Source organism: Bradyrhizobium xenonodulans (assembly GCF_027594865.1).
In the GTDB taxonomy this organism is placed as follows: domain Bacteria; phylum Pseudomonadota; class Alphaproteobacteria; order Rhizobiales; family Xanthobacteraceae; genus Bradyrhizobium; species Bradyrhizobium xenonodulans.
Genome location: NZ_CP089391.1, coordinates 693,045 through 718,859, shown reverse-complemented (window position 1 = coordinate 718,859; position 25,815 = coordinate 693,045). Strand labels below are relative to the sequence as shown.

Genomic DNA, 25,815 nt, shown 5'->3' with positions numbered 1-25,815 from the left:
TTAGATTAGGGCCTGAAATCAAGCCTTTTCGCCGACATCGAGCCCGCAAAGACCTGACACGCATGAGCTACGTTGAAGCCTCCGATACCTCCCTGCGCAAGACCGGACAAATCAAGCTGCATGGGCCGAGCGCCTTTGCCGGCATGCGCAAGGCGGGCGCGCTGGTGGCGAAGTGCCTCGACGAGCTCACCGACATCGTCGGGCCCGGCGTGCCGACCGAGCGCATCGACCAGTTCGTCCGCGACTTCGCCTTCAGCCACGGCGCCTATCCGGCGACGCTGATGTATCGCGGCTACCGCTACTCGACCTGCACCTCGCTCAACCACGTGGTCTGCCACGGCATGCCCGGCGACCGTCCGCTGAAGGACGGCGACATCGTCAACATCGACGTCACCTTCATCGTCGACGGCTGGTATGGCGATTCCAGCCGGATGTATGCGGTCGGCCCGATCGCCCGCAAGGCGGAGCGTCTGATCGAGGTGACGTATGAGGCGATGATGCGCGGCATCGCGGCGGTGAAACCCGGCGCCACCACCGGCGACATCGGCCACGCCATCCAGAGTTTTGTGGAGCCGCAGGGCATGAGCGTGGTGCGCGACTTCTGCGGCCACGGCCTCGGGCGCATGTTCCACGACGAGCCCAATATCATCCATATTGGCCGGCCCGGCGAAGGCGTTCAGCTCAAGCCCGGCATGTTCTTCACCATCGAGCCGATGATCAATCTCGGCAAGCCGCATGTGAAGATTCTCTCCGACGGCTGGACCGCGGTAACCCGCGACCGATCGCTGTCGGCGCAGTTCGAGCACTCCGTCGGCGTCACCGCGACCGGCGTCGAGATCTTCACGCTGTCGGAGCGGCACGGCGAGAAACAGATCGGGTGATGCCTGCCGCTAGGCCCTAGGGGCGGCGCCGGAATGACGACGGCGGCCGCTTGTAGGTCGCGGCAAAGGCGTCGTTGAATCTGCGAACGCTGCCGAAACCGGCGGCGAAGGCGATCTCCGCCAATGTCATGCTGGTCTGGTCGATCAGACGCTTGGCTTCCTGCACACGGCGGGTCGCGGCGATCTCGCTCGGGCTCGCACCGGCATGGCGCATGAACAGGCGCAGCAGATGGCGCGGCCCGACGCCAAGCGCTTCCGCAAGCTGCGTCATCGACGCCTGATCCAGAAAGCCGTCATGGATCAGGCGCATCCCGCGCGCAACGGTGCTGGCCGTTCCCATCCAGGCCGGCGAGCCCGGCGCGGTTTCCGGCCGGCAGCGCAGGCATGGGCGAAAGCCGGCGCGCTCGGCGGCAGCGGCGGTCGCATAAAACGTGACGTTCTCGGAGCGGGCGGGGCGAACCGGGCAGACCGGCCGGCAATAGATCCGCGTCGAGCGAACGCCGGAGAAGAACAGGCCGTCGAAGGCGCGCGCACGCGCGAGGCGCGCCCGGTCGCAAGTCTCCCAATCGAGATGCGGTGGCAGCGTCTGCCGATGCGCTGAGCCTGTCGCCATGGCGAAATCATAGTTTCAACGGGGTTCGCCGAGTAGCTGAAATCGGACTCGACCGAGCGATGAGGTCCGAATTCGGCCAGCCTGCCTCGCCGCTCCGGATCATGGTGCCGGTAGATCCCGGAGCAAATCGCATGAGCACGCAGGCGCAACAGACAACGTCAGAGCAAACCAGTCTCGCGTTCGAGATCGGGCTCCTGCTGCTGCTCTCGCTGATCTGGGGAAGCTCATTCACGCTCATCAAGGTCGCGATCCCGACGATACCGCCCTTCACGATGGTCGCCGCGCGGGTGACGATCGCCGCCATTCTGCTGATCCTGATCGCGCTCGCGCAGGGACACGCCCTTCCCCGCCGCGGATCGGTGTGGGCGGCTTTCGTCGTACAAGGGCTGCTGCAAAGCGCGCTGCCCTTCACCCTGATCAGCTGGGGCGAGGCGCACATTGCGAGCGGTCTCGCCGGCGTGCTCAATGCGACCCCGCCGATGTTCGTGCTCGCGATTGCGATGATGACAGGGCGCGGGCGGCAGACCATCACCGGCCGGAAAATCATCGGCGTCGCCCTCGGGCTCGCCGGGGTTGCCGTCACCATGGGGGTCGACGCACTCTCCGGCATCGGCACAGCGGCGCCGCTGGCCCAGATCGCCGTGCTCGGCGCGAGCCTCTGCTACGCGCTCGCGCCAATCTGGGGGCAACGGTTCTCGGGCCTGCCGGCAATCGTCACCGCGGCCGGAGCCATGAGCTGCGCAGCGATCCTGATGCTGCCCGCGGCGGCCGCCATCGAGCAGCCATGGACGCTGTCACCACCACCCGCCGCGGCGATCGCAGCGGTCATTGCGCTCGCGATCGTCTGCACGGCGCTTGCGATGGTGATCTATTTCCGGCTGATCCACACGCTCGGCCCGCTCGGCACGACCAGCGGGAGCTATCTGCGTGCGGGCTTTGCCGTGGCGCTCGGCACCGCGTGGCTCGGCGAGCGCTTTACCTGGTCCGGTCTTGCCGGAATGATGCTCATCCTCGCTGGCGTGGTCGCGGTCACGGCGCAGCTGCCGGCACGACATGATCAGAAACAGCTCGGCTGATTGTCGCCATCTTCAAAGCCTGATCTTGCCATCCCGCTTGTCGATGACGATCTCTGGTCGAGCGAGCTGGAGTGACCGGGTGAACAAGTCGACGCGGCGCGGATTTCTGGGATTTGTATCGGCAAGCGCCGCCGGCTTGTTGCCGAGCCGGACAAACGCTGCGCCTGCCGCGACGAACGATGAGCCGGCCTGCATCGTGACGCCGCAGGCGGAGGAAGGGCCGTTCTATTCCGACCCGAAGCTCGTCAGGTCCGACATCACCGAGGGCAGGCCCGGCGTGCCGCTGACATTGCGGCTGCGCGTGATCGAGGCCGGGCCCTGCACAGCGATCAAAGGTGCGCGGGTCGACATCTGGCATTGCGACGCCAAGGGGCTCTATTCGGCGTTTCCCGGCCAGAGCGATGCGCACAATGTCGATGAAACCGGCAAGACGTTTCTGCGCGGCACGCAACTGACTGACGGGACCGGCTGGGTCAATTTCAACACCATCTATCCCGGCTGGTATGACGGCCGCACCACGCATATCCACTTCAAGGTGTTCCTCGACGCGCGCACGGTGCTGACCGGGCAGACTTTCCTGCCCGACGCGCTGAACGAGTTCATCTACACCAACGTGCCCGATTACGGCGACCGCGCGCGGCAGCGCATGGTGATCAACGCCAACGACCATGTCATCGCGCGTTCCGATCCCGAGCACCGCACCTTCTGTGCAGTGAAGGAGGAGCGCGACCGCTACGTCGCCAGCCTGACGCTCGGCGTCGACCGCCGCGCGGAGGCAACCATCGGGCGCGCCGGTCCGCCGCCGCCGGGCCTGAGCGGTGGGCCGCCACCGGGGCCGCCGCCCGCGGGCATGTTCGGCCGGCCGATCAAGGACCGGCTCGCCGCGCTGGTGCCGGGGCTGAAGCGCGACCGCTGACCCGCCGTCTCAATTGACGGTTGCAAAAACGCAGGTCCCCGGCAATGCTGGCGGCCGATGCCCGCCAAGCCCGACCACGACCAGAGCAAGCCGGAGGACGCGCCGCACTATCTCGGCCATCGCGAGCGGCTGCGCGAGCGTTTCTACAGCGCCGGCGCGGATGCGCTCAGCGACTACGAGCTGCTGGAGATGGCGCTGTTTCCGGCACTGCCGCGGCGCGACACCAAGCCGCTGGCAAAGACGCTGATCAAGATCTTCGGCTCATTCGCGGAAGTCGTGCACGCGCCGGTGGCACGGCTGCGCGAGGTCGAGGGCGTGGGCGAATCCGCGATCAATCAGCTCAAGCTGATCGCGGCTGCCGCGCATCGCGTCGCCAAGGGCGAGGTCAACAACCGCAACGCGCTGTCGTCCTGGAACGAGGTGATCGACTATTGCCGTTCCAGCATGGCGTTTTCAGAGAAGGAGCAATTCCGCCTGCTCTTCCTCGACAAGCGCAACCAGCTCATCGCCGACGAGGTGCAGCAGACCGGCACCGTCGACCATACCCCGGTCTACCCGCGCGAGGTGATCAAGCGCGCGCTGGAGCTGTCCGCGACCGCGCTGATCCTGGTGCACAACCACCCTAGCGGCGATCCCTCGCCGTCGCAGGCCGACATCCAGATGACCAAAGCGATCATCGACATCGCGAGGCCGCTGGGGATTGCCGTGCATGATCATATCATCGTGGGCAAAAGCGGGCATGCGAGCCTGCGCGGGATGCGGCTGATCTAGGGCTTCAAATCAGGTGACAAGAACAGCATGAGCGACTGGCTGCACAATCTGCCGGTGCCCTTGATGGCGCTGGTGATCTTCGGCTTCACCTATCTTCTGGCCGCGGCCATCTTCGCGGCCATCGCGATGGTCGCGACGGGGGAGCGTGCGAAATCGCTGAAGGCGATCTCACCAGGCATGCTGCCTGTGCTTGGCATCATATTCGGCCTGTTCGTCGCCTTCACCGCGGCGCAGGTCTGGGGCGACAGCGACCGCGCCGGCGCGGCGGTGAGCCGCGAGGCAAGCGCACTGCGAAGCGCCGTGCTGCTGGCCGCCGGCCTGCCGGCGGAGCAGGAGACAAAGCTACGCGGCCTGGTGCGCGATTATGTCGTGCAGGCGGTGGCGGTGGAATGGCCGATGATGGCGCATCAGGAGGCGTCGCTGAAGGCCACGCCGCCGGCGCTCGCCGAGGCCTTGCAGCTCGTCGTCGCGATGACGCCGCAAGGCTCGGGTCAGGCGAATGTGCAGCGCGAGCTCATCGCCACGCTGGAGCAGGCGCTTGATGCGCGGCGGCAGCGGATCATCGTCAGCCTCGCGGCGGTGAACCCGGTCAAATGGTGGTGCCTGTATCTCCAGGCGGCTTGCGCGCTGTTGGTGATCGGCCTCGTTCATTGCGACAACCGCCTGGGATCGGCGATCTCGATGGGCCTGTTCGCCACCGGCGTCGCCACCTCGGTCCTGCTCATCGCCGCGCACGACCGGCCATTCGCCGGTCAGATCTCGATCCAGCCGGAGCCGCTGCTCCAGATCATGCCGGAGGCCGGGGCGAAGAGCTAAAGCGCGCCCGCGCTTGCGAAGCTCAGTAACAATACCGCGGATCGACCGGGACGTAGGAGCCGTCCCGGCGCTGCATGTAGCAGCCGCGCTGATAGGCGTAGTAGCCGGAGCGGCGGCGCTCGCCCTCGGAGGCGATTGCGGCGCCGGTGCCGGCACCGACGACGGCGCCGATCGCGGCTCCGCGGCCTCCGCCGAGCGCACCACCGAGGATCGCTCCGCCGACGCCGCCGATGATCGCGCCGCCGACGGCATCCTGGGCCACGGCCTCGTGAGCCGGCAACGCCATTGCAACCGTCAGACATGCTGCGATTGCAAAACTTCCAAAGCGAAGACCTCGAAGCATGCTCGCCCCTCCCTGTGATGGGCCGAGTCATAGCGCCGGAAGCGGATTCGGGCCAGACAAATTGCCGCGGCTCGACTCGCCACGTCCCGCGACGGCGCCGGAGGCGCAGCTCGAGGGCGGCTCAGGCCGCGCGGCGTGCGACGCTCGGGCGGGCCGCTCCCATTTCAGGGATCCATCCAGCGCTGCACCGCCTCGACCGTATCGGCCGGCGTGGTGTTGAAGCAGATCGTCGCCTCCGGTGCGAGCTGGTGCACCAGGTTCAACACCTTCTCGAACAGCAACAGCCGCTCCTTCGGTTCGCGCAGACCAGCGCCGATCACGATGCAGTCGAAGCGCTCGTCGCGCAGCGCCGCCGTCACGCTGGCTTCCGCGGTCAGGTCGAGATCGATCAGGCAGCTCGTGACGTCGTAGCCGAGACCGCGCAGGCGCAACAGTTGCGCCTCGATGTAGCTGCGGACGTGTTCGGGGGTGAGCTGCGGGAATGCGCTGTAATCCGCATTGCCCGGTTCGATGCCGATCGCAAGAATACGCCTGGCCATGCCGGAGCTCCCAACGAAATCATCTGTTCCGCTAACGGATGCGCTGCCGGTCCGGTTCCCGGTCAGTGACGGCGGGATGGTCGGGACGGCGCCTACTGCCGCAGCATGATCAGGGGATCGGCGGTGTCGGGGACGCGCCGCCACTGCGCGTTGTCGTCGGCCTCGAATTGCCAGACGTCACCTGATTTCGACAGCAGGATGATCTGGCCACGCTCGAGCCGCCATTGCGTCGGATTGAACTGCGCAATCGCCGGATCGCATTTCGGCTTGACGAAAACCTGGAAATTGTCCGAGCCGGCCTCGGTGTTGGTCAGCGTCAGCCCGCACACCGGCTGGCCGTTGCCGCGCACCATCGACCAGTCGCCGATCATCTGGTCCATCGACTTGGCCATCGAGCGGGCGGCGGCGAGGTCCTGGAGGATGTAGACGCCCTCGCCCTGGCGCAGGCCCTCGAAGATGCCGGCCTCGACTTCGGTGAAGTCGATCACGGCTTCACCGCTCGCATCCTGCAACCGGACGATATCGAGGCCCCTGACGCTCCAGGCGACGATGTCCTTGGTGAAAGGCAGCGCGGTCTTGCAGGCCGGCTCCAGCTCCAGCTTGAAGCCCTGGCCCGCAGCGTCGCCCTTCATCGTGACGACGCAGGTCTTGCTGCGCTCGGTGGTCGAGAGCTCCCATTGTCCGGGCATCTGCTTCTTCAGGCTCGTCGCATCCTGCGCGCGTGCAGAACCCATCGCGGCAGCACATGCCGCGATGGCGAATGCGAGAACCCGAAGAGCGGTCATCAGCGCCCCTTGAACGGCGTTTCCGCAACCGGCGTCAGCGGCGCCTTGCCTGAGAACCATGACTTGAGGTTGTCGACCACGAGCTGGTCCATCGCGTTGCGCGTCACCACCGAGGCCGAGCCGATATGCGGCAGCAGCACGACGTTCTGCATGGTCTTGAGCTCGTCAGGCACGTTCGGCTCGGCCGCGAACACGTCGAGACCGGCGGCGAGGATGGTGCCTGATTTCAGCGCCTGGACCAAAGCCTGCTCGTCGACGACGGAGCCGCGCGCGACGTTGACCAGCACGCCGCGCGGACCGAGCGCCTTCAGCACCTCGGCATTGATCATCTTGTTGGTCGAGGCGCCGCCGGGCACGATCACCATCAGCGTATCCACCGCCTTCGCCATCTCGATCAGATCAGGATAGTGCTTGTAGGAGACGTCCTTGGACGGATTGCGCGTGTGATAGACCACCGGCACCAGCGAGGCATCGAGCCGGCGCGCGATCGCCTGGCCGATCCGGCCCATGCCGACGATGCCGACCTTGCGGTCGCGCAGCGAACCGACGCTGAGCGGATAGTTCTGCGTCTGCCAGAGGCCGGAGCGGACGTAGCGGTCGGCCTTGATGAACTCACGCACCGTCGAGATCAACAGGCCCATCGCGACGTCGGCGACCTCCTCGGTCAGCACGTCGGGCGTGTTGGTGACGATGATGTTGTGCTCGGCGGCGTATTTGGCGTCGACGTGATCGTAGCCGACGCCGAAGCTCGCCACCATTTCGATCTTGGGCAATTGCGACAGCGATCCCTTGTCGGCGCGCACGGTGTGGTAGGTCACGGCCACGCCGCGGATCTTGTCGCGGATTGCCGGCGTCAGCCTCTCGAGGTCGCCGTGCGTCTCGGCCTTATGAACGACGAAATGATCGGAAAACCCGTTCTCGAGGATCGGCCGCACCGGTCCATAAATCAGAAGGTCGATCTTTTCGGACGAAATCGAACCGGCAGTCATCAGTTGTCCTTTCCAAGCGCGCTCTCGTGCCAGCGCCGTAAAACGAGGTGGGAAACTAGCGCCAGCACCCCATAGATGACAATCCCGGCGAGCGACAACAAAAGCAGCGCCGCGAACATGCGGGGTATGTTCAAACGGTAGCCGGATTCGGCGATCCTGTAGGCAAGCCCCGAGCCGGCGCCGGCGGTGCCGGCCGCGATCTCGGCCACGACCGCGCCGATCAGCGACAGGCCGCCCGCGATGCGCAGCCCGCCGAGGATATAGGGCAGTGCCGCCGGCAGTTTCAGGAAACGCAGGGTCTGCGACGCCGAGGCGCCGTAGAGCTGGAACAGGCCCGAGAGGTTGCGATCGACCGAATTGAGCCCGAGCGTGGTGTTGGACAGCACCGGGAAAAAGGCGACGATGAAGGCGCAGACGACGACCGCGGTCTGCTGCTCCAGATAGATCAGCAAGAGCGGCGCAATCGCGATCACCGGCGTCACCTGCAGGACGATTGCATAGGGGAAGAGCGAATATTCGACCCGTTTCGACTGGTTGAACAACAGCGCCAGCGCGATGCCGCCGACGCTGGCGGCCACAAAACCTTCAAGCGTGGTCAGCAGCGTGGCGGCGAGCGATTGTGACAGCACCGCCCAATCCTTGATCAGTGTCAGGACGATGACCGAGGGCGCCGGCAGCACGTAAGGCGGGATGTCCTTGATACGCACCACCAGTTCCCAGGCGAGAAGTCCCGCCGCGAACACGATGACGGGCAGCACGAAGCGCAGCGCGCGCTGCGCGACTGATGGTTTTGTGACGACAGCTTGGGCATTCATAGCGTCGACTGCCCCGAATAGGATGGCGCCAGCGCGGCGGACACTTTGCGGCAATAGTCGGAATAGGCTGCCGAGGTGCGAAACTCCTCAGCCCGCGGCTCGACCGTCTCGATGCGGATGTCGGCCTGGATGCGGCCGGGCCGCGACGTCATCACCACGACACGCTGCGACAGATAGACGGATTCGAACACCGAATGGGTGACGAAGATGACGGTCTTGCCGAGCCTGCGCCACAGCGCGAGCAGATCGTTGTTGAGACGGAAGCGCGTGATCTCGTCGAGCGCGGCGAACGGCTCATCCATCAGGAGGATCTCGGGATCGGTGACGAGAGCGCGCGCCAGCGACACCCGCATCTTCATCCCGCCGGAGAGCTCGCGCGGGAAAGCCTCGGCGAAATCGGCGAGGCCCACGCTGGCCAGTGCCTCGTCGGCACGCGCACGCGCTTCCGCCTTCGTCACGCCCGCGAGCTTCAGGGGCAGCCGCACGTTCTCGCGCACGCTGGTCCAGGGCATCAGGGTCGGCTCCTGAAACACGAAGCCGATGCCGTGGCCGGGCTGCGGCGCGCCCTCATGGCGCGCCACCCGCACGATACCGGATGACGGCGCGCTGAGCTCCGCGATGATGCGCAGCGCAGTCGACTTGCCGCAGCCGGACGGGCCCAGCAGCGAGATGAACTCGCCCTTGCGCACGGCGAGATCGAGCGGGCCGAGCGCCATGACGCCGTTGTCATACGCTTTCGTCACGCCGCGCAGGCTGACGGCGAGGGCCGTCAGGCTGGCTTCGACACCTGACGACGTTTTGACAGGGGACATGAAGCTTGCGTTACGGCTTGCTGGGGCGAAGCTCGACGCCGACGCCCTTGTTGACGAAGCGCAGCGTATAGGATTTGCGGAAGTCGAGATCCGCCTTCACGACGCCGGCCTTCACCATCTTGTTGAAGAAGGAGGTGTAGCGCTCGTCGCTCATCGCGCCGATGCCGTTCTTCAAGCTGTCGCCGGAATCGACGATGCCGTATTCCTTCATCTTGGCGACGGAATAGGCGAGCAGATCGTCGGTCATCTCCGGGTTGAGCTTCTTGATCATGGCATTGCCGGCGGAATTGTCGCGGTAGATGTAGTTGTACCAGCCGATCATGGAGGCATCGACGAAGCGCTGCACCAGGTCCGGCTTCTTCTCGACCATGTCGCGGCGGGCTTCGATCAGGGTCGAATAGGTGTTGAAGCCGGAATCGGCGAGCAGCAGCACGTTCGGCTTGAAGCCCGCGGCCTTCTCGACCGCGAAGGGCTCGGAGGTGACGTAGCCCTGCATCGCGCTCTTGGGGTTGGCGATGAAGGGCTGCGGATTGAAATTGTAGGGACGGACGTTCTTCTCGCTGAACCCATATTCGGACTTCAGCCACTGGAAGTAGCTGGTCATGCCCTCCTTGGAGACGAACAGCGTCAGCGGCTTGAGGTCCTCGATCTTCGCAACCTTGGCATCGGGTTGCGTCAGCATCACCTGCGGGTCCTTCTGGAAGACCGCGGCGATGGTGACGACGGGCACGTTGCTCGCCACCGCGTCGAACGACATCAGCGTGTTCGCGGCCATGAAGAAGTCGATCTTGCCGGCGATCAGGAGCATCCGGTTGTTCTCGTTCGGACCGCCGGGAACGATGCTGACGTCGAGGCCGTATTTCTTGTAGGTGCCGTCGGCGACCGCCTGGAAGAAGCCGCCATGCTCGGCCTCGGCGACCCAGTTGGTGCCGAAGGTGACCTTGTCCAGCGTTTCGGCCCGTGCCGGGACGCTCCAGACGAAAGCGGCCATCAAGCCCGCCGTTAACGCTCGCCGCAGATGAGAGGGGCTCATGATGGGACTCCGCCGATCGTGGCTGGCCGATACCAAGCCAACGCGATAAAACCGCAAGATATCAGGGGACGAGAGCCGGCCTGGCCCGCGTCCCCTCATAACGCCAAAATACGCGACAAATTCGGGCAAAGAAACCTTGATGACGCCTTCCCGCGACTGGACCGAGATCCGTTGGGCCAACGCAGCCCTCGCGGACGTGTCGCGCTGGATCGCGGTGCTGCCGCTGGCGGCGACCGAGCAGCACGGCCCGCATCTGCCGCTCGAAACCGACGTGCTGATCGCGGACGCCTATCTCGCGCGCGTGCGCGAGCTGTTGCCCGAGACGATTCCGGCGACGTTCCTGCCCATCGAACCGGTCGGAATTTCCACCGAGCATATCGACTATCCGGGCACGCAGACCCTGCCGACTGACGTTGCGCTGAAGCGATGGACTACAATCGGCGAGGACGTCGCACGGCGCGGCGTGAGGAAGCTCGTCATCATCACCAGCCATGGCGGCAACAGTGCGGCCATGATGCTGATCGCGCAGGATCTGCGCGCGCACCAAAAACTGTTCGTGGTGACGACGTCGTGGTCGCGGCTGTCGGGCGCGGACACATTGTTCCCGGCCGATGAAGTGCGTCACGGCATTCATGGCGGCGCTGTCGAGACCTCGATCATGCTGGCGCGTTATCCCGATCAGGTGCGCGTCGACGCGATCGCGGATTTTCCCGCAAGCAGCAGCGCGATGGAGCAGCAATATCGCTGGCTGTCGACGCAGCGGCCCGCACCGTTCGCCTGGCAGGCGCAGGATCTCAACGCCAGCGGCGCCATCGGCAACGCGACACTGGCCGTGCCGGCGAAAGGCGAGCAGCTGCTCGATCAAGGCGCGACGGCCTTCTGCGAACTGCTGGGCGAAGTCGATAACTTCGACGTGAACAGGCTCGCCAAGGGCCCCCTCGGCTAGCCGATATCCTCCTGTAATTATTCAGGAAAACTTCTCACTTCGGGAGCGGATTTGTCGTTTTCGAACCGGACGCGAGGAGCCTCCGTCCAACTCGGTACGCGGGCCACAACGGACCGCCTCAACCCGGATGGAGTTTCACATGTCGATCAAGACCAAGATTGCCGCGCTCGCTCTCGCCACCCTCGCCGTCACCGGCAGCATCGTGTCCACCACCTCCTCGGCCGAAGCCAAGCAGCCCGGCTGGGTCTGGGGCGTGGGTGCCGGCATCGCCACTGCCGCCGTCATCGGCTCCGCGGTCGCCGCCAGCAACGATCCCTACTACTACAGCTATCGCCGCTGCGGCTGGGTCGCCCAGTACAATGCCTTCGGCCAGTACGTTGGTCGGGTTCGTACCTGCTACTGATTTGAGTACCTGAGGCCGATCTCACGTGGATCCTGCGTCCGACACGGGCGCCTCATCCACCCCGTGTCGTGCCCCCGACCCCGCCCGGCTGTCCCCCCGGGCGGGGTCATCCATTTTGGGACCCGCGAATTTGTTGCAGCTCCGTCACACAGCAGTGCGAACCCTCCTCTGCGGCAATCCGCACCAGTTGCTATTGCGAATTAATCGCAATAAGGTTCGGAACAAGCACAGGGGCTTGGGAAGAAATTGCGGGAAATCGGGATCGTCTGGTCCGATCGCGTGAACACCCAAGACTTGGCGACAAGACCTGGTGACAGGACCGTCGCGAATCGGCTGGGGTATCGCGGCGGGTGGACACATCTGCGTTTGGGGGCGTGCGTTTTGACGTTGAGAGAGCATCGACACCGGTACTTGCGGACGGCCGCGGCAATTGCCTCGGGCCTGCTGGCTCTTCCTGCCGCCGGCCATGCGGCGGATCTGCCTTTGAAGGCCCCGGCGCTGAAGGCGGTCTATGACTGGACCGGCCTCTATATCGGCGCGCATGCCGGCTACAGCCTTGGTTCGTCGCGCTTTGCGCTGAATGACGGCGCCGCGCTCAACGGCAGCGGCGTCTTCAGCGGCATGATCGGCGGCGTGCAGGCCGGCTACAATTACCGGCTCAACTCCGGCTGGCTGGTCGGCGTCGAAGGCGATTTCTCGTTCCCCAACTACATCACCTCGAATTCGATCGTCTCATTCCTGGCAACGCCCGCCAACACCGTCACGCAGCAATGGGACTATGCCGCGAGCCTGCGCGGCCGCGTCGGCTACACCAGCGGCCCGTGGCTGGTCTACGCCACCGGCGGTTTTGCCTGGATGGGCGAGCGCTATTTCGACACGCCGGCCTCCGGCGCCGACGTCCCGAAAATCCTGAACACGCGGCCCGGCTGGGTCGCGGGTGCCGGCATCGAATACGGTTTCGCCCCGCATTGGAGTGCGCGGCTCGAATATCTCTACAGCCGCTTTGACGGCGCCAACGTCGCCTTCTCGACGGGCGCCCAATACAGCTCCTCGTCGCTCGACCTCCAGCAGATCAGGCTCGGCTTGAACCGCAAGGTCGATTGGCCGGGCATGCCCAGCTACAACCCGAACAGCTCCCTGATCGACACGGAATCGGATCGCTGGGAGATTCACGGCCAGAGCACCTATCTGCCGCAAGGCTATCCGTCGTTCTCTGCGCCCTACAGCGGACAGAACTCGCTCTCGCCGTCGGCGCAGGCCAAGGCGACGTGGAGCAACAGCCTGTTCCTGAATGCGCGGCTGTGGGACGGCGGTGAGGTCTATTACAATCCCGAGCTGCTCCAGGGATTTGGACTGAACGACACGGTCGGCGCGGCAGGCTTCCCCAACGGTGAAGCGCAGAAGTCGAACTTCCCCTACCCGCACTACAACACCTCGCGCCTGTTCGTGCGCCAGACGTTTGGATTTGGCGGCGAGCAGGAAGAGCTTGCGAGCGGACAATTGCAACTGGGACAGAAGGTCGACGTGTCGCGCCTCACGGTGCAGGCCGGCAAGTTCGCGGTGGTCGACGTGTTCGACGGCAATGCCTACGCCAAGGACACCCGCAAGGATTTCATGAACTGGTCGCTGTGGGCGCCGGGCGCCTTCGACTATTCCGCCGACAAGGTCGGCCTGACCTATGGCGTCACCGCCGAGCTCAACCAGAAGCAATGGGCGCTGCGCGGCGGCTATTTCCTGATGGTCGCAGAGCCCAATTCAAATCATTTCGACACCAAGGTCGGGGAGCGCGGCCAGTACGTGGTCGAGCTCGAGACCCGCTTCTCGCTGTTCGGCCAGCCCGGCAAGCTCAGGACCATGGGCTGGCTCGACAGCGCCAACATGGGCAGCTTCCGCGAGACGCTGGACAATCCCGCGCTCAATCTCGACATCGCGCAGACCCGGCACGGCCGCATCAAGGTCGGCTATGTCGTCAACCTCGAACAGGCGATCACCGACGATGTCGGACTGTTCGGCCGCTGGAGCTGGAACGACGGCAAGAGCGAGACGATTGCCTTCACCGACATCAACCGCAGCCTGTCGGGCGGACTGTCGATCAAGGGCACGAAATGGGGCCGGCCCGACGACGTGATCGGCATCGGCGGCGCCATCAATGCCATCTCGCAGGACTATCGCGACTTCCTGGCCGCCGGCGGCCTCGGTGTTCTCGTCGGCGACGGCGCGCTCAACTACCGCAAGGAGCGCATCCTCGAAACCTATTACGCCTACGCGCTGAACAAGAATCTCACCCTCACGGCCGACTACCAGCTCATCGTCAACCCCGCCTACAACGCCGATCGCGGGCCGGTGTCGGTGTTCTCGGGTCGGCTGCACGGCGAGTTCTAATCGCGGATCAGAACAGCAGCGCCACGCCCGAGGCGAACAGCAGCGCCAGCACGATCCGGCGGAACGTTGCGTCGTCAATCCGGCCGAACAGCTTCAGGCCGAGCCATGTGCCGGCGAGCAGGAATGGCAGGCCGAGCGCGAACAATCTGGCTGTTTCAAGCGTGAACGAGCCCTTTGCGCCCAGCCAGAGCGCCGCCGTCGCGAACACCACGACGGCGACCGGCTGGAACGTGGCACGCTGAACGTCCTTGGGCAGCCCGCGCAGATTGCACCAGATGGTGATGACGATGCCGGCAAGGCCTGTCAGCCCGCCGAGCACACCGTTGACGAAACCCACCGCTGCATCAGCGGCAGGCGGCATGGCGATCGCCAGCTTCAGTTGCGGCCGGAAAAATGCATAGAGGCTGTAGGCGATCAGGATGATGCCGACGCCGAGGCGAAGGCTGCGCGGATCGGTCGAGGTCAGAAACGCCACGCCGACCGGCACGCCAAGGAGAGCACCGATCACGAAGGGCCACAGCCGGCGCCAATCGAGCGCTGCGCGCAGCTTCCAGACCGAGTAGCCCTGCACCAGAAGGCCGAAGCCGATGATCAGGCTTGCGCTCTGGAGCGGCGTCAGCACATAGAGCCACAGCGACGCCGCGACCAGACCAAAGGCAAAGCCGGAGAGACCGGCGACGAATGCGCCGACAAAGGTGGCCAACAGGAAAAGTGGAAGCTCGATTGCGATCCCGTCCATTGCTCGCTCCAGACATCAGCGAGCAGCGCTTGCGTGGGATCTCCACTTCACGGGGAGGCTGCGACACCCCCGTCCTGCAAGCCTAGGAGAATCCGGTTCCTCCTACAATGCCCGCGTGCCGACGGTCGTGCCACGGGTGCGACAATTTGGGTCGGAACCGGACAAATTGCGCTTCGAGTTCATATATAAGGGGCTTGGTCCGGCGCCCGCCGGGTCAAGTGTCCCTTCTCCTTGCGCACAATGTTGTCCGTCGAACTCATCATCGTCGTCGTCCTGATCGTCATCAACGGCCTTTTGTCCATGTCCGAGCTGGCCGTGGTCTCGTCCCGCCCGGCCCGGTTGTCGCTGCTCGCCGCCAAGGGCGTGCGCGGCGCCGAGCGGGCGCTGACGCTGGCGGCCGATCCCGGAAAATTCCTCTCGACGGTGCAGATCGGCATCACGCTGGTCGGCGTGCTCTCGGGCGCATTCTCGGGCGCGACGCTCGGACAGCGGTTGACGCAATGGCTGCTCGAGCTCGGCCTGTCCGCGGGGATCGCCGACATCGTCGGCGTCGGCCTCGTCGTCACGCTGATCACTTACGCGACGCTGATCGTCGGCGAGCTGGTGCCGAAGCAGGTGGCGCTGCGCGACCCCGAAAGCATCGCGGTGAAGGTTGCGCCGGCGATGCACCTGCTGGCGAAGGTCTCGCTGCCGCTCGTCTTCCTGCTCGATCTCTCCGGCAAGGTGATCCTCACCCTGCTCGGCCAGGGCGGCAAGTCCGAAGAGAAGGTGTCGGAAGACGAGATCCATCATCTCGTCACCGAGGCCGAGAACGCGGGCGTGCTGGAGTCCGGCGAAAAGGAAATGATCGCCGGCGTGATGCGGCTCGGCGACCGGCCGGTCGGTGCGATCATGACGCCGCGCACGGAGGTCAACGAGATCGACCTGCGCGATCCGCCGGAGGCCATTCACGAGACCATCGTCAAGAGCCCGCATTCGCGCTTTCCCGTCTCGGACGGCGATCGCGACAAGCCGATCGGCGTGCTCCAGGCCAAGGACCTCCTGATCGCCTATATGAACGAACGCACGCCGGATCTGCGCGCGCTGGTGCGCGAAGCGCCCGGCATCCCGGCCTCGGCGGACGCCCGCGATGTGCTGGCGATCCTGAAGGCTGCGCCGGTTCATGTCGGCCTCGTCTACGACGAGTATGGTGCCTTCGAAGGCATGGTGACGACGGCCGACATCCTCGAATCCATCGTCGGCGCCTTCCATTCCGAGGAAGGACCGCCGGAGCCGGCCTATGTCAAACGTCCCGACGACTCCCTGCTGATCTCCGGCTGGATGCCGGTCGACGAGTTCGGCGAGCTGCTCGGCATCGAGTTGCCGCCGCACCGCTACAACACGGTGGCGGGCCTTGTGCTGCAGCAGTTCAACGTGCTGCCCAATGTCGGCGATGCCTTCGACTTCGCCGGCTGGCACATCGAGGTCGTCGATCTCGACGGACGGAGGATCGACAAGATTCTGGCGAGCCGGTTGAGCGAGGTGGAGACGGGTTGAGCGCGCGCTCTGGCGCCTCACCCGACCCTCACCCCGATCCGCTTTTCCTTGCGCCAGATCACGGTGCAGGGCAGATGCAATCCGTCGGCCTGGATGAACAGGGTGAAATGTTCGGGGATGCCGATGGGGCTGGTGACGTCGAGAGCGGCACCGGTGTCGGAGAAATTGCGGACGGTGCAGTCGATCGCGCCGCCGCCGAACTCGATCGTTCCGGCCTTCAGAACGCGATGTCTCGCCTTGTCGCGCCGTTCGTCCATGGGCACAATCTATACCCAAAGTTGAACCAAACGTTAAGCGCCAGCCGCGCTCGCCATGAATTTATGCCGGCCGGACCGGCGCCGCCACCGGCGGAGCGCCGTGCTCACAGCGCCGGCTGGAACGTCTCCGCCCGGGCCATCCGCCAGGCGTCGCGGAAGCGCGGATCTTCGGTGCCTTCGAGCAGCTCGCCCGGGCGCAGCGCCGGATAGAGCTGCGCAAAGGATTGCACCTGGGTCGTCGAAGTCCGTTGGTTGAAGTGGATCGGGCGCAGCTGCTGGGGATGTTCGAGGCCGGCCGCGGCGATCAGCTCGGTCAGCGAGTGCAGCGTCGCGTGGTGATAATTGTGCACGCGGTCGATCTTGAGCGGCACGTAGAGCGCGCGCGCCCGCGTCGGGTCCTGCGTCGCCACGCCGGTCGGGCAGCGGTCGGTATGGCAGCTCAGCGACTGGATGCAGCCGAGCGAGAACATGAAGCCGCGCGCCGAGTTGCAATAGTCGGCGCCGATCGCCATCGCGCGCGCCATGTCGAAGGCGGTCGCGATCTTGCCGGACGCGCCGATCTTGATGCGGTCGCGCACGTTGATGCCGACCAGCGCGTTGTGAACGAAACTGACGCCCTCGCGCATCGGCATGCCGAGATGGTCCATGAACTCCAGCGGCGCGGCGCCGGTGCCGCCCTCATTGCCGTCGACGACGATGAAGTCGGGATAGATTCCGGTTTCTATCATCGCCTTGCAGATCGCCAGGAATTCCCAGGGATGGCCGATGCACAGCTTGAAGCCGGCCGGCTTGCCGCCGGAAAGCTTTCGCATCTCGGCGATGAACTGCATCATGCCCGTTGGCGTCGAGAAAGCGCGGTGCGAGGCCGGCGAGATGCAATCCTCGCCCATCGCAACGCCGCGGATCTTCGAGATCTCCTCCGAGACCTTTGCCGCCGGCAGCACGCCGCCATGGCCGGGCTTGGCGCCCTGGCTGATCTTGAGCTCGACCATCTTGATCTGGTCCTGGCTCGCGACACGCGCGAACGCCTCCGGATCGAAGGTGCCGTCGAGATGACGGCAGCCGAAATAGCCGGACCCGATCTCCCAGATGATGTCGCCGCCCATCTCGCGGTGATAGGGGCTGAAGCCGCCCTCGCCGGTGTCATGCGCGAAGCCGCCCTTTTTCGCTCCGGCATTGAGTGCACGCACCGCATTCGGGCTGAGCGCACCAAAACTCATCGCCGAGATGTTGAACACCGAGGCGGAATACGGCTTTTGGCAGTCGGGACCGCCGATGGTGATGCGGAATTTCTCCTCGGCATGCGTCTTCGGCGAGACCGAGTGATGCATCCACTCATAGCCCTCGCGATAGACGTCCTCCTGGGTGCCGAACGGTCGCTTGTCGAGCTGCATCTTGGCGCGCTGATAGACGAGCGAACGGGTGTCGCGCGAGAACGGCATGCCGTCCTTCTCGCTCTCGAAGAAATACTGCCGCATCTCCGGGCGTATCTCTTCGAGCAGGAAGCGCATATGCGCCGAGATCGGGTAGTTGCGCAGGACCGCGTGGCCCTTCTGGAGCAGGTCACGGACGCCAAGCAGCGTCAGGGCACCGAAGATCAGGATCGGGATCAGCAGGATGTCGAAGATCTTGTGGTCGGCGATGCCGATGCCGATCAAGAGCGCGGTGACGACCGCGCAGATCGTCAGCACGATGAAGCGCGGCGAGAACGGCAGCAGCAGGGTTTCCATGACCCCCTCTTCCGCCAGCGGCAAACGTTTGGGAGATTCCTGTGTCTTGTTGTCGTCGGCCACGATTCCCACCCTCTCGCCAGCATGAGGCGGTACGATACGCCCGCGCCTGTCATACGGATATGACGCGGCCGTTGTTTCAGGCTAGCGAATTCGGCGGAGACAAATCAATCAGCCGAGAGGACAGGCTGTTTGCAGTGCAGCAAAGCTGCGGATGGGAGAAGGCCGCAGTAGCCACAAACTGAGCCTGTCATCCCGGGCAGGCGTAAGCGCGGACCCGGGACGACGGCGGAGTGAAGGGCTGGCAGCCCAATACGCTGCCGAGATGGTAAGTAGCCCTTACCGCTCGACGAACGCCTTCTCGATCACGAAATGACCGGGCTTGTTGCCGCTTCCCTCGATGAAGTCGCGGCCCTCGAACATCACCTTCAGCTCTTCGAGCATCCCCGGGCTGCCGCACATCATGACGCGGTCGGTCTCGATGTTGAGCGGCGACTGTCCGATGTCGTTGAAGATCTGCTCGGAGTTGATGAGGTCGGTGATGCGGCCACGGTTGCGGAACGGCTCGCGGGTCACGGTCGGATAGTAGATCAGCTTGTCCGCGAGCAGCTCCCCGAACAGCTCGTCTTCGCGCAGGGAAGCGACCAGCTTCTCGCCATAGGCGAGCTCGGAGACCTGACGGCAGCCGTGCACCAGCACGATGCTCTCGAACTGCTCGTAGACCTCGGGGTCCTTGATCAGGCTGGCGAAGGGCGCCAGACCCGTCCCGGTCGAGAGCAGCATCAGCCGCTTGCCGGGGATGAGGTTGTCGGTGATCAGCGTGCCGGTTGCCTTGCGGCCGACCAGGATGGTGTCGCCTTCCTTGATCTTCTGGAGGCGCGAGGTGAGCGGGCCGTCCTGAACCTTGATCGAGAAGAACTCGAGCTCTTCCTCGTGGTTGGCGCTTGCCATGCTGTAGGCGCGCAGCAGCGGGCGGCCATCGACCTCGAGGCCGATCATCGCGAACTGGCCGTTCTGGAAACGGAAGCCGGTGTCGCGCGTGGCGCGGAAGCTGAACAGCGTGTCGGTCCAGTGCTGGACGGAAAGAACCTTCTCTCGGTAAAACGCGCTCATGATTTTCGCTATTCCGAATAATTGCGGTTTTAGGACAAAAGCGTAGCCCGGCCCTGAAAGCGGGGCGGACACCATTGCCATGGCGGAGGATTTCGCGTGTGTGATCTACGCCATTGAGACCAATAATCAACCTCGTTCCGGATGCAATTGATGCCGGTCAAACCGGCATTTGCGGCGGAAATGGTCGCATCATTAATGAATCTGCTGCCGGGCGCGCACGGCGGGCAATTTCTTTTCCCTCCAGGGCCCGATTGCAGCACTTAATTTCCGTCGTGCTCGCGAGAATTTCATTAAGAATAGCTCTGATTTTCACGCCGGTTGGCGCCGTTTCCCGCATTTTTGCGGTTTTTGGCGACAGGGACGACGGAAGCAGATGTCAGGCAGCGAGCGGATCTTCGTCCAGGCGATCAGGCGCTATTGCGCAAGCCACGGCATCGCGATCGATGTCCGCGCCGGTGGCTGGCTGATCGCGATGCGCCGGAACGAAAAACGCCACTTCGCCTTCGGCTACGACATCGGCCTCAACAGCGCCATCGCGCATCGCCTCGCCAACGACAAATCCGCCGCCGCCGAGGCGCTGGCGCTGGCGGACGTGCCCTGCATTCGGCATCACCTCTTCCTCAATCCCAAGCTCGGCAAGCATGTTGTCGGCCCCGCCTGGCGCGAGGCCATGCTGGAGCTGCTGGCCGGCCATCCGCAAGGCGTGGTGGTGAAGCCGAACGAGGGGACATCGGGGCGCTCGGTGTTCAAGGTGACGACGGAGGCGGAGCTCGACCATGCGGCCAGCGAGGTCTTTGCGATGAGCGCCGGGCTCGTGATCTCGCCCTATGTCGCGATCGAGGACGAGGTCCGTGTCGTGCTGCTCGATGACGTGCCGCTCGTCGTCTACAGCAAGCAGCGTGGCACGGATTGGCGGCACAATCTCGATGCCGGCGCAAAACCGGTGCTGCTGGAGGACGGCGAGGTTCGAACGGCCTGCGTGAAGCTCGCGATCGATGCCGCGCGCGCCATCGGCATTGTCTTCGCCTCGATCGACGTGATCCGCGTGGATGGCGCGTGGCGCGTGCTCGAGATCAATTCCGGCGTGATGATGGAGGCGCTGGCGAAGCTGCATCCGGAGCTGGTGCAGGCGACGTACGACGCGGCGCTGGATCGGGTGTTTGGCAAAAATTAGCGGCAACGAGCACACTGCACCCTCTCCCCTTGTGGAAGAGGGTGGCTCACCGCGCAGCGGTGAGACGGGTGAGGGGTTCTCTCCGCGCATGACCCTCTCACGGTCGAACTTGCGGAGACATACCCCTCATCCGGCGCTTCGCGCCACCTTCTCCCACAAGGGGAGAAGGAAAAGCAGCGAGATCGCGGCGCAATCATCGCAATACAAGCCGCTAATTATTCGCGCTGGCCGAATCGTCCATCGCCTTGAAGGCTTCCTCCAGCTGCAGCGAGATCGGCACGTTCAGCCGTTCGCCGGTGGGGAGCCTTGCGGTGAACCATTTGTTGTAGAGCGGGACGAGATCGCGGTTGGAGCCGAGCTTGCGGAAGGTGCGCTCGACCACGGCCGAGAGTTGCGGCTCGCCTTTCCTGAACATGATGCCGTAGGGATCGTAGGACAAATAGTCTCCGACCACGCGAAAATATTCCTGCGCCTTGTGACGTGCGATCAGGCCATAGAGCAGGATATCGTCGGTTGCGAACGCATCAGCCTTGCCGTCGTTCACCATCTGGAACGACTGCTCGTGATCCGGCGCGGTCACGATGTTAAGGCCGAGCGAGAGCTTTTTGTCGACGGCGTGCATCGCCTGCTCGTTGGTGGTGCCCTTGGTCACCACCACGGTCCTGCCCTTTAGGTCCGCGGCACCAGAAATAGCCGCTCCCTTCGGCACCATCAGCTTGGTGCCTGCGACGAACATCAGCGGAGAGAACGCGACGCGCTTGCCGCGCTCGGCATTGGCGGTGGTCGAGCCGCATTCCAGGTCGATCTTGTTCTGGAGCACGGCGTCGATGCGGTCGTCCGAGGTGACCTTGACGTAGTCGATCTTCAGATTGGCATCGTCAACCTCGACGCCGATCTCCTCGACGATGGCCTCGCAGAGCTCGAGGCTGTAGCCGATCGGACGACCCGACTGGTCGAGGAAGGAGAACGGCGGCGAGCTCTCGCGATAGCCGAGCCGCACGGAGTGCGCCTTCTTGATGGCCGACAGCGTCGGGCTCAGCCCTTCGCTGCCGGTCTGGGCGGATGCCGCGGTCGCCAGCAAACATGCCGCGAGCCACAGGCCGCCGCGGGTCAACGACCCCGCCAGTGTCTTTCCCATGGTTCGCTCCTAACCATGGCCGGCCATTGCGGGCACTTCACCCGGCACCATGTCGCCGGGCACGGCATCGCCCGGTCCCATCTCATGCTCGGGCCCGAGCTCGCCTTCCCACTTCGCGACGACCGAGGTCGCCAGCGTGTTGCCGATCACGTTGGTGGCGCTGCGCCCCATGTCGAGGAAGGTGTCGATGCCCATGATCATCAACAGGCCGGCCTCCGGGATGCCGAACTGCGACAGCGTCGAGGCGATCACGACGAGGGAGGCGCGCGGCACGCCGGCGACGCCCTTCGAGGTGATCATCAGGGTTGCCAGCATCGCAAGCTGGGTGCCGAGCGGCATGTCGATGTGATAGCTCTGCGCGATGAAGACGCTCGCGAAGGTGCAGTACATCATCGTGCCGTCGAGGTTGAAGGAATAGCCGAGCGGCAGCACGAAGCTCGAGATCCGCGACGAGGCGCCGAAGCGGTTGAGGCCCTCCAGCGTCTTCGGATAGGCCGCCTCGGAGCTCGCGGTCGAGAACGCGATCATCAGGGGTTCGCGGATCAGCTTCAGCAGGTGGCTGTAGCGCGGCCCGATCACGATGAAGCCGACGATCACCAGGATGCCCCACAGGATCGCCAGCGACAGATAGAAGCCGCCCATGAAGACGATGAGCTTCCAGAGCACCAAGAGGCCGTTCCTGGCGACCGTCGCGGTGATGGCCGCCCACACCGCGAGCGGCGCGAACAGCATCACATAGCCCGTGACCTTGAGCATGATGTGGCCGATATCGTCGATCAGCGCCAGGATCGGCTTGGAGCGCTCGGGCATCGAGCCCATCGCCACCGAGAAGAACACGGCGAAGATCACGATCTGGAGGATCTCGTTCTGCGCCATCGCGTCCGCGATCGAGGTCGGGATCAGATGGGTCAGGAATTTCTCGATCGAGAAGGCCGAGACCGGGAGGCCGGTCGATTGGCCCGCCGCAGGCAGTGTGCCGGGGAAGTTGGCGCCGGGCTGAAGCAAATTGACCATCACGAGACCGAGTAGCAGCGACACGAAGGAAGCGCTGACGAACCAGCCCATGGTCTTGGCGAAGATGCGTCCGAGCTTGGAGCCGGAGCCCATATGGGCGATGCCGCCGACCAGCGTCGCGAACACCAGAGGCGCGATGATCATCTTGATCAGGCGCAGGAATATCACGGCGACCAGGTTGATGGCGGAGGCCCACTCGGCGCGGGTATCGGGCAGGAAGTTGTAGATCGCCGACCCCATGATGATGCCGAGCACCATCGCCGCCAGAATGTATTGCGTAAACCTGTTCGACATTGCTTACCCCCACGTACACCGGCGCTTCATGATGTCGCAGATATGACGACGACGCAACACGCTTGGCGTGCAGTCGCGAGAGCCGGATGTTCCCATTGCGAAATGGAACGCACCGCTCTAGCCTTCATGCAGCGCACAACGAATGCGGCTTGCACGTTTTCTTTGCGGCACCTGCATCAATAATCGTCAAACAAACGAAGAGGAAACGCCATGAGCGGCAGCATCAATCGCCAGATTCTTCTGGTGGAAAAACCCAGCGGCAAGCTCGGTCCAGAACACTTCAAGATGGTCGAGAGCGCGATGCCCGAGCCGAAGGACGGCGAGGTCTTGCTGCAAGTGCGTTACATCTCGCTCGACGCCGCCAACCGCGCCTGGATGCATGGCGCGACCTATCGTTCCGCGGTCGAGGCCAACAGCGTGATGGCCGGCGGCGGCATCGCGGAGGTCGTCAGCTCGAAGGCCGAAGGGCTCGCTGCCGGCGACATCGTGTTCGGCGACACCGGCTGGCAGGAGTTTGCGGCGGTGCCGGCGAAGCATCTCACCAAGATGCCGAAGCTCGAACCGATGACGCACCTGCTCAGCGTGTTCGGCATCGCCGGCCTCACCGCCTATTTCGGACTGCTGGAGATCGGCAAGCCCAGGGAGGGCGAGACGGTGGTGGTCTCCGCCGCCGCGGGCTCGGTCGGCTCGATCGTCGGACAGATCGCCAAGATCAAGGGATGCCGCGTGGTCGGCATCGCCGGCGGCGCCGACAAGTGCAACTGGCTGACCTCCGAGCTCGGCTTCGATGCCGCCGTCGACTACAAGGACGGCGCGGTGTTCAAGGCATTGCGCGCGGCGGCGCCCAAGGGCATCGACGTCTATTTCGACAATGTCGGCGGCGACATTCTGGAAGCCTGCCTGCCACAGATGAACAATTACGGCCGCATCGCCTGCTGCGGCGCGATCTCGCAATATGACGGCGCACCCGCCGCGCACGGCCCGCGCGGCGTGCCCGGCCTGATCGTGGTGAAGCGGCTGGTCATGCAGGGCTTCATCGTGATGGACTACATGAAGGACAGCCAGCGCGCGCTCGCCGAGCTTCAGGCCTGGGTGAAGTCCGGCAAGCTGAAGGTGCAGGAGGACATCATCGACGGATTGCAGAACACGCCGCAGGCGCTGATCGGATTGCTCGCGGGCAACAACCGCGGCAAGCGCATGGTCAGGCTCTGACGACGTATCCTGTGAGCATGGTCTTTCCGGAAAACCGCTGCACGCTTTTCCGGACCATGCTCTAAGTTACGTCGCAATTGCAGAGGCATTATCTACTTGCGGTAGAGGTCGAAGCGGCCAATGATGCCGCTCGCGGCACGATCCGCGACGATTGCTTGCATCACATTTAAGAAAATCATCGTCGTTACCGACAGGGCAGGAATTCACCCCAATGTTCAATACGTTGAAACATGCATCAACGCGTACGGTGTTGCTGGCCGCAACACTCTTCGCAACTGCAACAAGCGCATTCGCGCAAGCCCCGACCGAGGCACAGAAGAGCGCGATGCGCTCCGCATGCCGCTCGGACTTCATGGCGCATTGCGCGAGCGTGACGCCTGGCGGCGTGGAAGCCTATCAATGCCTGACGAAGAACATGTCCAGCCTGTCGTCGGGATGCCAGACCGCGGTACGCGCGGTCGAGCCCGCGGCGGCGCCGAAGACCGAAGCCGCGCCGGCCGCGCCCAAGACCGAGGCTGCGCCCAAGGCGGAATCAGCGCCCGCCGCCGCAAAGCCGGCAGCCGCGCCGGCGCCGAAGGCCGTTGCCGCCAAGCCACCCAGCAGCGCCCAGACCGCCGCGGTCAAGAGTGCGTGCCGGGGCGATTACCCCAAGGTCTGCGCCGGCGTGCCACCGGGCGGCGCGCCCGCGCTCGAATGCCTGGAGAAGAACAAGGCCAAGGTTTCGCCGGCTTGCGAGAAGGCCGTGAGCGCCGCGACCGGTGGTGCCACAGCGACGGCAGCGCCTGCGGGCGCAGCTCCTGCGGCGGCAGCACCGGCGGCGGCGCCCGCCGCGATCGTTCTGCGCCCGCTGCGGCCGCGTGAAGAGCTGTTCATTATCCGCTCCGCCTGCAGCGCCGACATCCGCACGCTCTGTGCCGGCGTCGCACCCGGCGGCGGCCGCATCGTGCAGTGCGTCGCGAGCAATGCCGCCTCGCTGTCGCCGGCGTGCAAGGACGTGCTGGCGCCCTTCGCTGCGCGATAAGGCAGCGCATGAAGACGCGCCAAAGTGCGCGACAATGATGGACGGCGTGCGCGCATGAATTTTTCGCACGCCTGCAACGACAAACCTTTGGCCGATATCGATTTCAATCACGACAAGACCGGGAGGACAACATGCGTTCATTGCTGCTCGTTGCTTCTGCGCTCCTCGCCTTCGGAGCAACCATGACGTTCGAGGCCAAAGATGCCAATGCGGTGGTGTGCGCCCGCGGCGTCTATCGCGCCGGCTGCGCCGGGCCGAACGCGGCCGTCGTGGTCCGCAAGCCGGTTCCGGTCGTCCGCTGCACCCGGGTGCTGGTGAACGGGGTCTACGTGAAGCGCTGCGTCTGACGGTGCGGATGGCCAAGCCGCCGCGGTTTGGCTATGCTTTGCGCCTCACTGCTTCGGACACGCGTCAAACGTGTGTCCGGCATGAGTTTCGGCGTGCCTCGCCTGGCCAATAATTCCGCT

Annotated in this window: 27 protein-coding genes; 13 read left to right on the top strand and 14 right to left on the bottom strand. The window is 64.6% G+C overall.

From position 1 onward, the window contains the following. Nucleotides 1–62 precede the first annotated feature (62 nt). Nucleotides 63–881 (top strand): type I methionyl aminopeptidase, encoded by an 819-nt coding sequence (gene map, locus I3J27_RS03440; protein ID WP_270165216.1) that lies wholly within the window; start codon nucleotides 63–65, stop codon nucleotides 879–881. Between the two features lie 16 nt (nucleotides 882–897). Here map and I3J27_RS03435 read toward each other — a convergent pair whose 3' ends face one another. After that, on the bottom strand, nucleotides 898–1,494 hold the full coding sequence (locus I3J27_RS03435; protein ID WP_270165214.1) for a bifunctional transcriptional activator/DNA repair enzyme AdaA: 597 nt from the start codon (nucleotides 1,492–1,494) through the stop codon (nucleotides 898–900). 131 nt (nucleotides 1,495–1,625) lie between these two features. On the opposite strand from I3J27_RS03435, the gene I3J27_RS03430 reads away from it, so the two are divergent. From I3J27_RS03430 to I3J27_RS03415, 4 genes are all read left to right on the top strand, one after another. After that, nucleotides 1,626–2,570, top strand: a complete 945-nt coding sequence (locus I3J27_RS03430) for a DMT family transporter (protein ID WP_270165212.1) — start codon at nucleotides 1,626–1,628, stop codon at nucleotides 2,568–2,570. Nucleotides 2,571–2,649: 79 nt separating this feature from the next. Further along, nucleotides 2,650–3,486, top strand: coding sequence for an intradiol ring-cleavage dioxygenase (locus tag I3J27_RS03425; protein ID WP_270165210.1), 837 nt, complete (start codon nucleotides 2,650–2,652; stop codon nucleotides 3,484–3,486). Between the two features lie 57 nt (nucleotides 3,487–3,543). After that, entirely contained in the window at nucleotides 3,544–4,257 is a 714-nt protein-coding gene (gene radC / locus I3J27_RS03420; protein WP_270165208.1) for a RadC family protein, read from the top strand. A gap of 27 nt (nucleotides 4,258–4,284) precedes the next feature. Next, nucleotides 4,285–5,073 carry a bestrophin-like domain gene (locus tag I3J27_RS03415; protein WP_270165206.1) on the top strand — a complete coding sequence of 263 codons (789 nt, stop codon included), beginning with the start codon at nucleotides 4,285–4,287 and terminating at the stop codon, nucleotides 5,071–5,073. Between the two features lie 22 nt (nucleotides 5,074–5,095). Here the strand turns inward: I3J27_RS03415 and I3J27_RS03410 are convergent, their stop codons facing one another. From I3J27_RS03410 to I3J27_RS03380, 7 genes are all read right to left on the bottom strand, one after another. Further along, nucleotides 5,096–5,416 carry a YMGG-like glycine zipper-containing protein gene (locus tag I3J27_RS03410; RefSeq protein ID WP_270165204.1) on the bottom strand — a complete coding sequence of 107 codons (321 nt, stop codon included), beginning with the start codon at nucleotides 5,414–5,416 and terminating at the stop codon, nucleotides 5,096–5,098. 164 nt (nucleotides 5,417–5,580) lie between these two features. Continuing rightward, complete coding sequence (locus tag I3J27_RS03405; protein WP_270165202.1) at nucleotides 5,581–5,955, bottom strand: hypothetical protein; 375 nt, start codon at nucleotides 5,953–5,955, stop codon at nucleotides 5,581–5,583. Nucleotides 5,956–6,047: 92 nt separating this feature from the next. Then, nucleotides 6,048–6,740 carry an AprI/Inh family metalloprotease inhibitor gene (locus I3J27_RS03400; RefSeq protein WP_270165200.1) on the bottom strand — a complete coding sequence of 231 codons (693 nt, stop codon included), beginning with the start codon at nucleotides 6,738–6,740 and terminating at the stop codon, nucleotides 6,048–6,050. Beyond that, entirely contained in the window at nucleotides 6,740–7,729 is a 990-nt protein-coding gene (locus I3J27_RS03395; protein WP_270165198.1) for a 2-hydroxyacid dehydrogenase, read from the bottom strand. Before I3J27_RS03395 ends, I3J27_RS03400 begins: the two co-directional genes overlap by 1 nt. Beyond that, nucleotides 7,729–8,544, bottom strand: coding sequence for an ABC transporter permease (locus I3J27_RS03390; RefSeq protein WP_270165195.1), 816 nt, complete (start codon nucleotides 8,542–8,544; stop codon nucleotides 7,729–7,731). Before I3J27_RS03390 ends, I3J27_RS03395 begins: the two co-directional genes overlap by 1 nt. Then, nucleotides 8,541–9,356 carry an ABC transporter ATP-binding protein gene (locus I3J27_RS03385; protein ID WP_270165193.1) on the bottom strand — a complete coding sequence of 272 codons (816 nt, stop codon included), beginning with the start codon at nucleotides 9,354–9,356 and terminating at the stop codon, nucleotides 8,541–8,543. Before I3J27_RS03385 ends, I3J27_RS03390 begins: the two co-directional genes overlap by 4 nt. 10 nt (nucleotides 9,357–9,366) lie before the next feature. Beyond that, nucleotides 9,367–10,389, bottom strand: a complete 1,023-nt coding sequence (locus tag I3J27_RS03380) for an ABC transporter substrate-binding protein (protein WP_270165192.1) — start codon at nucleotides 10,387–10,389, stop codon at nucleotides 9,367–9,369. Between the two features lie 139 nt (nucleotides 10,390–10,528). Between I3J27_RS03380 and I3J27_RS03375 the strand changes: the two genes are divergently transcribed. The 3 genes from I3J27_RS03375 (at nucleotide 10,529) to I3J27_RS03365 (ending at nucleotide 14,120) form a co-directional block, all read left to right on the top strand. Beyond that, nucleotides 10,529–11,335 (top strand): creatininase family protein, encoded by an 807-nt coding sequence (locus I3J27_RS03375; RefSeq protein ID WP_270165190.1) that lies wholly within the window; start codon nucleotides 10,529–10,531, stop codon nucleotides 11,333–11,335. A 139-nt stretch (nucleotides 11,336–11,474) separates the two neighbouring features. After that, nucleotides 11,475–11,738: a hypothetical protein gene (locus tag I3J27_RS03370; protein ID WP_270165188.1), complete on the top strand. Its 264-nt coding sequence runs from the start codon at nucleotides 11,475–11,477 to the stop codon at nucleotides 11,736–11,738. Between the two features lie 411 nt (nucleotides 11,739–12,149). Next, entirely contained in the window at nucleotides 12,150–14,120 is a 1,971-nt protein-coding gene (locus tag I3J27_RS03365; RefSeq protein ID WP_270165185.1) for a carbohydrate porin, read from the top strand. Nucleotides 14,121–14,127: 7 nt separating this feature from the next. Here the strand turns inward: I3J27_RS03365 and I3J27_RS03360 are convergent, their stop codons facing one another. Then, nucleotides 14,128–14,859 (bottom strand): sulfite exporter TauE/SafE family protein, encoded by a 732-nt coding sequence (locus tag I3J27_RS03360; protein WP_270165183.1) that lies wholly within the window; start codon nucleotides 14,857–14,859, stop codon nucleotides 14,128–14,130. A 240-nt stretch (nucleotides 14,860–15,099) separates the two neighbouring features. Between I3J27_RS03360 and I3J27_RS03355 the strand changes: the two genes are divergently transcribed. After that, complete coding sequence (locus I3J27_RS03355; RefSeq protein WP_270165181.1) at nucleotides 15,100–16,395, top strand: hemolysin family protein; 1,296 nt, start codon at nucleotides 15,100–15,102, stop codon at nucleotides 16,393–16,395. Nucleotides 16,396–16,412: 17 nt separating this feature from the next. Here I3J27_RS03355 and I3J27_RS03350 read toward each other — a convergent pair whose 3' ends face one another. The 3 genes from I3J27_RS03350 to I3J27_RS03340 form a co-directional block, all read right to left on the bottom strand. Further along, nucleotides 16,413–16,652, bottom strand: a complete 240-nt coding sequence (locus tag I3J27_RS03350) for a PilZ domain-containing protein (RefSeq protein ID WP_270165179.1) — start codon at nucleotides 16,650–16,652, stop codon at nucleotides 16,413–16,415. Between the two features lie 104 nt (nucleotides 16,653–16,756). After that, nucleotides 16,757–18,445 carry an FMN-binding glutamate synthase family protein gene (locus tag I3J27_RS03345; protein WP_370691937.1) on the bottom strand — a complete coding sequence of 563 codons (1,689 nt, stop codon included), beginning with the start codon at nucleotides 18,443–18,445 and terminating at the stop codon, nucleotides 16,757–16,759. A gap of 276 nt (nucleotides 18,446–18,721) precedes the next feature. Beyond that, on the bottom strand, nucleotides 18,722–19,495 hold the full coding sequence (locus I3J27_RS03340; RefSeq protein WP_270165177.1) for a ferredoxin--NADP reductase: 774 nt from the start codon (nucleotides 19,493–19,495) through the stop codon (nucleotides 18,722–18,724). Nucleotides 19,496–19,868: 373 nt separating this feature from the next. Here I3J27_RS03340 and I3J27_RS03335 point away from each other — a divergent pair, with 373 nt between their 5' ends. After that, the gene (locus I3J27_RS03335) at nucleotides 19,869–20,669 is read left to right on the top strand and encodes an ATP-grasp domain-containing protein (protein ID WP_270165175.1); all 801 of its coding nucleotides are present in this window, start codon (nucleotides 19,869–19,871) and stop codon (nucleotides 20,667–20,669) included. A gap of 211 nt (nucleotides 20,670–20,880) precedes the next feature. Here the strand turns inward: I3J27_RS03335 and I3J27_RS03330 are convergent, their stop codons facing one another. Next, nucleotides 20,881–21,807, bottom strand: a complete 927-nt coding sequence (locus I3J27_RS03330; RefSeq protein ID WP_270165173.1) for an amino acid ABC transporter substrate-binding protein — start codon at nucleotides 21,805–21,807, stop codon at nucleotides 20,881–20,883. Between the two features lie 9 nt (nucleotides 21,808–21,816). Continuing rightward, the gene (locus I3J27_RS03325; protein WP_270165171.1) at nucleotides 21,817–23,115 is read right to left on the bottom strand and encodes a dicarboxylate/amino acid:cation symporter; all 1,299 of its coding nucleotides are present in this window, start codon (nucleotides 23,113–23,115) and stop codon (nucleotides 21,817–21,819) included. A gap of 210 nt (nucleotides 23,116–23,325) precedes the next feature. Here I3J27_RS03325 and I3J27_RS03320 point away from each other — a divergent pair, with 210 nt between their 5' ends. The 3 genes from I3J27_RS03320 to I3J27_RS03310 all read left to right on the top strand — a co-directional run bounded on the left by I3J27_RS03320 (nucleotide 23,326) and on the right by I3J27_RS03310 (nucleotide 25,695). After that, a complete protein-coding gene (locus I3J27_RS03320; RefSeq protein WP_270165169.1) occupies nucleotides 23,326–24,327 on the top strand; it encodes an NADP-dependent oxidoreductase in 1,002 nt (333 codons plus the stop codon). A 211-nt stretch (nucleotides 24,328–24,538) separates the two neighbouring features. Beyond that, nucleotides 24,539–25,348 carry a hypothetical protein gene (locus I3J27_RS03315; RefSeq protein ID WP_270165167.1) on the top strand — a complete coding sequence of 270 codons (810 nt, stop codon included), beginning with the start codon at nucleotides 24,539–24,541 and terminating at the stop codon, nucleotides 25,346–25,348. A 131-nt stretch (nucleotides 25,349–25,479) separates the two neighbouring features. Further along, nucleotides 25,480–25,695 (top strand): hypothetical protein, encoded by a 216-nt coding sequence (locus I3J27_RS03310; protein WP_270165164.1) that lies wholly within the window; start codon nucleotides 25,480–25,482, stop codon nucleotides 25,693–25,695. Nucleotides 25,696–25,815 lie beyond the last annotated feature (120 nt).

Excerpts from the sequence above, each read along its gene's own strand:
- map (WP_270165216.1), top strand. The coding sequence starts at position 63 with ATGAGCTACGTTGAAGCCTCCGATACCTCCCTGCGCAAGACCGGACAA.
- I3J27_RS03435 (WP_270165214.1), bottom strand. The coding sequence starts at position 1,494 with ATGGCGACAGGCTCAGCGCATCGGCAGACGCTGCCACCGCATCTCGAT.
- I3J27_RS03430 (WP_270165212.1), top strand. The coding sequence starts at position 1,626 with ATGAGCACGCAGGCGCAACAGACAACGTCAGAGCAAACCAGTCTCGCG.
- radC (WP_270165208.1), top strand. The coding sequence starts at position 3,544 with ATGCCCGCCAAGCCCGACCACGACCAGAGCAAGCCGGAGGACGCGCCG.
- I3J27_RS03415 (WP_270165206.1), top strand. The coding sequence starts at position 4,285 with ATGAGCGACTGGCTGCACAATCTGCCGGTGCCCTTGATGGCGCTGGTG.
- I3J27_RS03410 (WP_270165204.1), bottom strand. The coding sequence starts at position 5,416 with ATGCTTCGAGGTCTTCGCTTTGGAAGTTTTGCAATCGCAGCATGTCTG.
- I3J27_RS03405 (WP_270165202.1), bottom strand. The coding sequence starts at position 5,955 with ATGGCCAGGCGTATTCTTGCGATCGGCATCGAACCGGGCAATGCGGAT.
- I3J27_RS03400 (WP_270165200.1), bottom strand. The coding sequence starts at position 6,740 with ATGACCGCTCTTCGGGTTCTCGCATTCGCCATCGCGGCATGTGCTGCC.
- I3J27_RS03395 (WP_270165198.1), bottom strand. The coding sequence starts at position 7,729 with ATGACTGCCGGTTCGATTTCGTCCGAAAAGATCGACCTTCTGATTTAT.
- I3J27_RS03390 (WP_270165195.1), bottom strand. The coding sequence starts at position 8,544 with ATGAATGCCCAAGCTGTCGTCACAAAACCATCAGTCGCGCAGCGCGCG.
- I3J27_RS03385 (WP_270165193.1), bottom strand. The coding sequence starts at position 9,356 with ATGTCCCCTGTCAAAACGTCGTCAGGTGTCGAAGCCAGCCTGACGGCC.
- I3J27_RS03380 (WP_270165192.1), bottom strand. The coding sequence starts at position 10,389 with ATGAGCCCCTCTCATCTGCGGCGAGCGTTAACGGCGGGCTTGATGGCC.
- I3J27_RS03375 (WP_270165190.1), top strand. The coding sequence starts at position 10,529 with ATGACGCCTTCCCGCGACTGGACCGAGATCCGTTGGGCCAACGCAGCC.
- I3J27_RS03370 (WP_270165188.1), top strand. The coding sequence starts at position 11,475 with ATGTCGATCAAGACCAAGATTGCCGCGCTCGCTCTCGCCACCCTCGCC.
- I3J27_RS03360 (WP_270165183.1), bottom strand. The coding sequence starts at position 14,859 with ATGGACGGGATCGCAATCGAGCTTCCACTTTTCCTGTTGGCCACCTTT.
- I3J27_RS03355 (WP_270165181.1), top strand. The coding sequence starts at position 15,100 with ATGTTGTCCGTCGAACTCATCATCGTCGTCGTCCTGATCGTCATCAAC.
- I3J27_RS03350 (WP_270165179.1), bottom strand. The coding sequence starts at position 16,652 with ATGGACGAACGGCGCGACAAGGCGAGACATCGCGTTCTGAAGGCCGGA.
- I3J27_RS03340 (WP_270165177.1), bottom strand. The coding sequence starts at position 19,495 with ATGAGCGCGTTTTACCGAGAGAAGGTTCTTTCCGTCCAGCACTGGACC.
- I3J27_RS03335 (WP_270165175.1), top strand. The coding sequence starts at position 19,869 with ATGTCAGGCAGCGAGCGGATCTTCGTCCAGGCGATCAGGCGCTATTGC.
- I3J27_RS03330 (WP_270165173.1), bottom strand. The coding sequence starts at position 21,807 with ATGGGAAAGACACTGGCGGGGTCGTTGACCCGCGGCGGCCTGTGGCTC.
- I3J27_RS03325 (WP_270165171.1), bottom strand. The coding sequence starts at position 23,115 with ATGTCGAACAGGTTTACGCAATACATTCTGGCGGCGATGGTGCTCGGC.
- I3J27_RS03320 (WP_270165169.1), top strand. The coding sequence starts at position 23,326 with ATGAGCGGCAGCATCAATCGCCAGATTCTTCTGGTGGAAAAACCCAGC.
- I3J27_RS03315 (WP_270165167.1), top strand. The coding sequence starts at position 24,539 with ATGTTCAATACGTTGAAACATGCATCAACGCGTACGGTGTTGCTGGCC.
- I3J27_RS03310 (WP_270165164.1), top strand. The coding sequence starts at position 25,480 with ATGCGTTCATTGCTGCTCGTTGCTTCTGCGCTCCTCGCCTTCGGAGCA.